This is a genomic window from Burkholderia sp. Ac-20392 (genome assembly GCF_017104585.1).
Taxonomy (GTDB): domain Bacteria; phylum Pseudomonadota; class Gammaproteobacteria; order Burkholderiales; family Burkholderiaceae; genus Burkholderia; species Burkholderia lata.
In genome coordinates this window covers 1-6947 of sequence record NZ_JAAGPB010000436.1, presented here as the reverse complement: position 1 = coordinate 6947, position 6947 = coordinate 1, and the positions used below count along the sequence as shown (strand labels likewise).

Sequence of the window (6947 nt, the reverse complement as noted above, 5' to 3'; positions counted from 1 at the left end):
CCACTGCACGGGCCCGTCGCGCAGCGCCGCATGGCTCGCGCCGCGCAGGTCGTAGCCGGTCGCCGGATTCGAGAAGCGGACGATCTCGTCGAACACGTCGGCCGCCGACGCATAGTCGAACGCATCGCCGAAGCCCATCGCGCGCGCGACTTCCGCGACGATGCGCCAGTCGGGCAGCGCGTCGCCCGGCGGCGCGACCGCCGCGCGCATCAGCGTCATGTTGCGCTCGGAGTTGATCATCACGCCGTCACCCTCGGCCCACAGCGCGCCGGGCAGCAGGATGTCCGCGTAGCGGTTGGTCTCGGTGTCGAGGAATGCGTCCTGCGCGATCACGAGCTCGGCGGCCTGCAACCCGGCGATCACGTTCTGCCGGTTCGGCACCGTGGCGACCGGGTTCGTGCAGATGATCCAGCATGCCTTGATGTCGCCGGCCGCCATCCGCGCGAACATGTCGACCGTGCCTTGCCCCGTCTCCTTGCGCAGCGTGCCGGCCGGCACGCGCCACAGGTTCTCGACGAAACGGCGATCGTCGTCGGACGCCACCGAGCGCTGGCCCGGCAGCCCGGGGCCCATGTAGCCCATCTCGCGCCCGCCCATCGCGTTCGGCTGGCCGGTCAGCGAGAACGGGCCGCTGCCGGTGCGGCAAATCCTGCCCGTCGCGAGATGCAGGTTGCAGATCGCGTTGGTGTTCCACACACCGTGCGTGCTCTGGTTGAGCCCCATCGTCCAGCAGCTCATCCACTCCTGCGCGTCGCCGATCCATTGCGCGGCCGTGCGCAGGTCGGCTTCCGCGAGCCCGGTGATTTCCGCGACACGCTCGGGCGTGTAGTCGGCGAGGAACGCGGGCATCGCGTCCCAGCCTTCGGTGTACGCGTCGATGAACGCGGCATCGGTGCGGCCGTTCGCATGCAGCAGATGCAGCAGCCCGTTGGTCAGCGCGAGATCGGTGCCCGGCCGGATCTGCAGGAACAGGTCGGCCTTGTCGGCCGTGCCGGTGCGGCGCGGATCGACGACGATCAGCTTCGCGCCGGCCTTCACGCGATCCATCATCCGCAGGAACAGGATCGGATGGCAGTCGGCCATGTTCGCGCCGATCACGAAGAACAGGTTCGCGCGATCGAAATCCTGGTACGACCCGGGCGGGCCGTCCGCGCCGAGCGACTGCTTGTAGCCGGTGCCCGCGCTCGCCATGCACAGGCGCGAGTTCGACTCGATGTTGTTGGTGCCGACGAAGCCCTTTGCGAGCTTGTTGACGAGGTATTGCGCCTCGATCGACATCTGCCCTGATACGTAGAACGACAGCGCGTCGGGCCCGTGCGTATCGAGCACCGTGCGCAGGCGGCGCGCGGTGTCGGCGATCGCGTCGCGGGCCGACAGCGGCACCAGGTCGTCCTCGCGCGCCCGGCGCACGAACGCGCGGTCGAGCCGCCCCGAGCGGCGCAACGCGACGTGCGCCGACGAGCCCTTCGTGCACAGCCGCCCGAAGTTGGTCGGATGGTCGGAGTCGCCGGACACCTTGACGACTTCGCCTTCCTCGACGTGCAGCACCATCCCGCAGCCGACGCCGCAGTACGGGCACACGCTCTTGACGGGGGTGGCGGTCATGCGCGCTCCGGGGCGGTCAGGCTGCGATCCACACGAAACCGTCCTCGACCCGCGACGGATACGCGCTCACCGACTGCTCGGGCGCCTCGAGGCATTCGCCGGTGCGCAGGTCGAAATGCTGCTTGTACAGCGGCGACGCGACGACGACGCGCTCGCCGAGGCTGCCGATCAGCCCGCGCGACATCACGGCCGCCTGCGACACGGGATCGACGTTGTCGATCGCGAACACGCCGCCTTCTTCGGCATGCGCGACGTGAAAAACCGCGACCTGCTCGCCGTTGACGAGGGCGCACACGCCGGTGTTCGGCACGATGTCGTCGAGCGGGCACACGCGGGTCCAGGACAGCGGAAGACGATCGTTCATGATGGGCTCCTTGGAAAAGACGCTGGTCTCGGTCAGGGTCAAACGGTTGCGGGTTCGGTGGCGGCTTGCGTCACGCCTTCGGCCACGACGGGAATCGACACGGGCTTGCCGCCCGCGCGTTCACCGGGCGTCGCGGGCCGGATCTGGCCGCGCGTCTCGACGAACTCGATGGTCGTGTCCGGCGCGTCGCTGTTCACGAAGTGGCGGAAGCGCTTGCGCGTGTCGGGGTCGGTCACGGCCTTCTTCCATTCGCACTCGTAGGTGTCGACCACGTGCTGCATGTCGGCTTCGAGTTCGGCGCCGATCCCGAGGCGGTCGTGCACGACGACGTCGATCAGGTAGTCGAGGCCGCCTTCGAGGTTGTCGCGCCACACGCTGGTGCGTTGCAGCCGGTCGGCGGTGCGCACGTATAACATCAGGAGACGGTCGATGTAGCGGATCAGTGTCGGACGGTCGAGATCGGACGCGAGCAGTTCCGCGTGGCGCGGCTTCATCCCGCCGTTGCCGCACACGTACAGGTTCCAGCCCTTCTCGGTCGCGATGATGCCGACGTCCTTGCCCTGCGCTTCCGCACACTCGCGCGTGCAGCCGGACACGCCGAACTTGATCTTGTGCGGCGCGCGCAGCCCCTTGTAGCGGTTCTCCAGGTCGATTGCGAGGCCGACCGAATCATCGACGCCGTAGCGGCACCACGTCGACCCGACGCACGACTTCACGGTGCGCAGCGCCTTGCCGTAGGCGTGGCCCGATTCGAAGCCGGCCGCGATCAGTTCCTCCCAGATCGACGGCAATTGCTCGACGCGTGCGCCGAACAGGTCGACGCGCTGGCCGCCGGTGATCTTCGTGTAGAGCCCGTACTTCTGTGCGACCTGGCCCACCGCGATCAGCCCTTCCGGCGTGACCTCGCCGCCCGGCATGCGCGGCACGACCGAGTACGTGCCGTCGCGCTGGATGTTCGCGAGGTAGTAGTCGTTCGAATCCTGCAGCCCGGCGTGCTCCTTCTTCAGCACGAATTCGTTGAAGCACGACGCGAGAATGCCCGCCACCGCCGGCTTGCAGATGTCGCAGCCGAGGCCGTGGCCGTGCTTCGCGAGCAGTTCGTCGAAGGTCGTGATGCGCTCGACGCGGATCAGGTGGAACAGCTCCTGGCGCGAATGCGGGAAGTGCTCGCACAGATGGTTGTTGACCGCGAGGCCCTGCTTCTTCATCTCGGCCTTCATGATCTGCGTGACGAGCGGCACGCAGCCGCCGCACGACGTGCCGGCGCCCGTGCACGTCTTCAGCGCGCCGAGGCTCGTCGCGCCGTCGGCGACCGCCGTGCAGATCTGCGACTTCGACACGTTGTTGCACGAGCAGATCTGGGCGGCCGCAGGCAGCGCCTCGACGCCGATCGCCGGCTTCGCGACGCCGTCCGACGACGGCAGGATCAGGAATTCCGGCGACTCCGGCAGCTCGATACGGTTCAGCATCATCTGCAGCAGCGTGCCGTATTCGGCTGCATCGCCGACCATCACCGCGCCATGCAGGAACTTGCCGCAGTCGGACACCACGAGCTTCTTGTAGACCTGGCGGCGCTCGTCCGCGTACTGGTAGGTGCGGCTGCCGGCCGTCGTGCCGTGCGCGTCGCCGATGCTCGCGACGTCCACGCCCATCAGCTTCAGCTTCGTGCTCATGTCGGCGCCGGCGAATGCGGCCTCGGCCGCACCGTTCGCATCGCCGCCGAGCTGCTTCGCGACCACGCGCGCCATGTCGTAGCCGGGAGCGACGAGGCCGTACACCATGCCGTTCCAGGCCGCGCATTCGCCGATCGCGTAGATGTCGGCGTCGCTCGTGCGGCAGGCGTCGTCGATCGCGACGCCGCCGCGCGGGCCGATGTCGAGCCCGCAGGCGCGGGCCAGTTCGTCGCGGGCGCGGATGCCGGCCGAGAACACGATCATGTCGGCGTCGAGGTGCGAACCGTCGGCGAACGCCATCCGGTGCGTGCCTTCCTCGCCATCGACGATCTCGAGCGTGTTCTTGCCCGTGTGCACGGTCACGCCGAGTGCCTCGATCTTCGCGCGCAGCATCCGGCCACCGCCGTCGTCGACCTGCACGGCCATCAGTCGCGGCGCGAATTCGACGACGTGCGTCTCGAGCCCCATGTCGCGCAGCGCCTTCGCGCATTCGAGGCCGAGCAGCCCGCCGCCGACCACGACGCCGCGCTTCGCATGCGTGCCGCACGCCTGCATCGCTTCGAGATCCTCGATCGTCCGGTACACGAAGCAGCCGTCGCGATCGTGGCCCGGCATCGGCGGCACGAACGGGCGCGACCCCGTCGCGAGCACCAGCTTGTCGTACGCGAGCGTTTCGCCGGATGCGAGCGTGACCGTATGCGCGGCGCGGTCGATCGACGCGACTTGCGCGTTCAGGCGCAGGTCGAACTGCGGATGACGCTCGAAGAAGCCGGGTTCGACGAGCGACAGGTCGTCCGCCGACTTGCCCGCGAAGAATTCGGACAGGTGCACGCGGTCGTACGCCGGGCGCGGTTCCTCGCCGAGCACGGTGACCTGCAGCGCGCCCGCGGCGCCCGCTTCCGCCGCGACGCATTCGAGGAGCTTGTGGCCGACCATGCCGTGGCCGATGACGATGAGTTTCATGGTGACGTTTCCTTCGGTCGATCAGTTCGCGACGGTGCTGGCAGCCAGCGCGCGGTCGCGCAGCTCGGCTTCGCGCGCCTTGTGTTCTTCGCTGAAGCGCACGGCCATCGCGCACAGCGCGGTCGCGGTGACGGCCAGGCCGAGCAGGCTCAGCGTGTGCTGCACGTCGCCGACGCCTTTCAGCAGGAAGCTCGCGGCCACCGCGCCGACGTTGCCGCCCGCGCCGACGATCCCCGCCACGCCGCCGAGGGCCTTGCGGTCGATGAACGGCACCAGCGCGTAGGTCGCGCCGCACGCCATGTGCGTGAACAGGCCGAACGTGAGCATCGCGACGAGCGCGACGCCGATGCTTTGCGCATGCGAGAACCAGATCAGCCCGAGTCCTTCGCCGACGATCAGCGCGCACAGCAGCGTCGCGCGCACGTCGAGGCTGCGGCGCGCGGCGATCTTGTCCGACAGCCAGCCGCCGAGCGCGCGGGCGAACAGTGCGAGCAGCCCGAACAGGCCGACCGCGAAGCCGGCGTCCTTCAGCGACAGGCTGAAGTGATCGACGTAGTACAGCGCGGCGATGTTGTGGATGAACACCTCGACGCCGAAGCACGCGCCGTACGTGACGAACAGCATCCACACGCGATAGTTGCCGCAGGCCGCGAAGAAGCTCGCCCAGCCGCCCTTCTTGCCGCTGTCGACCGTCACGCCTTCCTTGCGCAGCGCGATGATGTCTCCTTGCGGGCAATCCTGCGTGAAGCGCCAGTACGCCCAGGCCATCACGAGCATCGCGACGCCCGGCACGACCAGCGCGATGCGCCACGACGAATCCTCGCCGAAGCCGAGCATCAGGCCGGCGGCGACGAGCAGCGGCATCAGCGCCTGCGTGGCGCCTGCGCCGGCGTTGCCCCAGCCGGCCGTCGTCGCGTTCGCGGTGCCGACCACGTTCGGCGCGAACATCACCGACGTGTGGTACTGCGTGATCACGAAGCCCGCACCGATCGCGCCGATGCCGAGCCGGCAGATCAGGAACGACAGGTAGTCGTGCGTGAACGACACCGCGAACACGGGGATCGCGCCGAGCAGCAGCAGGCCGACGTACACGCGGCGCGGGCCGAAGCGGTCGCACAGCGGGCCGACCAGCAGCCGCACGGCGATCGTCGCGGCCACGGCCGCGATATTGATGTTGGCGACCTGTGCCGCGGTCAGGTGGAATTCGCGTGCGATCAGCGGCATCAGCGGCGCGCACGCGAACCATGCGAAGAAGCACACGAAGAACGCCATCCACGTCAGGTGGAACGCGCGCATCGGCGCGGTGCGGAAGCTGAAGAGATCGATACGGGTAGCTTTGTCGGTCATGTCATCCGCCAAACGAAAAACGGCGTCCTGCGCACCCGGTCTCGTCGAGACCCGATGCGTAGGACGCCGTTGCCCATGAAGCCCGTTGCCGGGCGCGTCTGTAATCGGTACTGCCGGACGAATCGCCATTGATCCGCCCGAACCTCCTAACGCAAACGCCGTGCCATGTCGTCGCGAATCGGGCCCACAGCCCCGCCCCGCAAGGCGCGTCGGACATCATGCGACGCGCGGCGCCCTGCGACCCACGATGCGCCGTGAGGCAGCGAGGCACAGATGTGGTGCGCTGCAGCACTGTCCCCGTGCGACATCGCGGTGCGCGCTGACGGGGCACGATGCACGCCGATGCGGCATTGCGTCTGCCAGCGCGCGACTGCTGCATGCATGCCCGGGGGCATCACGCGGCGCGTACGCGCCGTTCCCGCCGTGCCGGCGCGACGTGTCATGCCGGTTGGCCCGGATATTGCTGAACCTGATGCATGACACCGGCAACGGCGCCGGTGGGCAGCCCCCGCAAACCATGCCCGTCGTACCGGCGGGCCGATCAGGACAACGGCGTCCCTCCGTGCACGGCACGGCCGGATGCCGGTGCGTTTCGACCGCCCGCCGACGCCGCGCAGACAACGCGCTATCGACCGCCGCATGCAGGCGGCACTGGAACACGACATGACGACAGGCAAAGTCACGCTGCTGGGCGCCGGCCCCGGCGATCCCGATCTCCTCACGCTGAAGGCCGTGAAGGCGCTGGCCGCCGCCGACGTGCTGCTGCTCGACGATCTCGTCGCGCCCGGCATCGTCGAACTCGCGCCGCAGGCACGCGTGATCCGCGTCGGCAAGCGCGGCGGCTGCCGCTCCACGCCGCAGGCATTCATCGAGAAGCTGATGCGCCGCTACGCGCTGCGCGGCGCGCACGTGGTGCGCGTGAAAGGCGGCGACGCGCTGCTGTTCGGGCGCGCCGGCGAAGAACTGGCGACGCTGCGCGCCGCCGCGATTCCGGG

The 6947-nt window shown here is 68.9% G+C and carries 5 protein-coding genes; 1 reads left to right on the top strand and 4 read right to left on the bottom strand.

The window, feature by feature from the left end:
* From G3N99_RS31315 to G3N99_RS31300, 4 genes are all read right to left on the bottom strand, one after another.
* The coding region (locus G3N99_RS31315; RefSeq protein ID WP_206124312.1) for a molybdopterin-dependent oxidoreductase at window positions 1-1605 on the bottom strand (1605 nt) is incomplete at its 3' end.
* 16 nt (window positions 1606-1621) lie between these two features.
* Window positions 1622-1969, bottom strand: coding sequence for a nitrite reductase small subunit NirD (gene nirD / locus G3N99_RS31310; RefSeq protein ID WP_011354949.1), 348 nt, complete (start codon window positions 1967-1969; stop codon window positions 1622-1624).
* A gap of 38 nt (window positions 1970-2007) precedes the next feature.
* Window positions 2008-4605 (bottom strand): nitrite reductase large subunit NirB, encoded by a 2598-nt coding sequence (nirB, locus tag G3N99_RS31305; protein WP_206124311.1) that lies wholly within the window; start codon window positions 4603-4605, stop codon window positions 2008-2010.
* Window positions 4606-4626: 21 nt separating this feature from the next.
* The gene (locus tag G3N99_RS31300; protein WP_174943046.1) at window positions 4627-5952 is read right to left on the bottom strand and encodes an MFS transporter; all 1326 of its coding nucleotides are present in this window, start codon (window positions 5950-5952) and stop codon (window positions 4627-4629) included.
* Window positions 5953-6615: 663 nt separating this feature from the next.
* Here G3N99_RS31300 and G3N99_RS31295 point away from each other — a divergent pair.
* Window positions 6616-6947, top strand: a 332-nt coding sequence (locus G3N99_RS31295; protein WP_241011946.1) for an SAM-dependent methyltransferase, incomplete at its 3' end; no start/stop codon positions are given.